Annotated in this window: 1 protein-coding gene; it reads left to right on the top strand. The window is 55.7% G+C overall.

The genetic code is table 11. The features are described 5' to 3' along the window. Positions 1–17: 17 nt before the first annotated feature. The coding region (locus AC1RPN_RS08815) for a hypothetical protein (RefSeq protein ID WP_481763812.1) at positions 18–307 on the top strand (290 nt) is incomplete at its 3' end.

Here is a 307-nt window from a genome sequence, read left to right as displayed (position 1 = left end):
CTACAGGAGGAAGCGTTTTGAAAGAAACGAAGCAAAAGGCGAAGCGTACGCTTAACCGCTCGGGCCGCGCATGGAACCAGATTTGGGATAAACCACATCTGGTACGCGAGACGCATATCGTTCAAGGCCTCAACGAGGATGAGTTCGAGACTATCACGGGTTGGGCCGTCTTCTATTTGTGGGGCATGCAGACGCGGATGCGTGTCGGGTTCCACCGGACGTGGAAAGCGGCGGCCATGCACGCTAGTATGGTGCACGATTACAACCATAAGCCCGACGTATCGGCACGCCGCGCTAAACTGCTTTC

Source organism: Dellaglioa sp. CoH-57-MRSF-20 (genome assembly GCF_056781955.1).
Note: the sequence above shows the minus strand (reverse complement) of the source record. Positions and strands in the feature narration are given on the sequence as shown.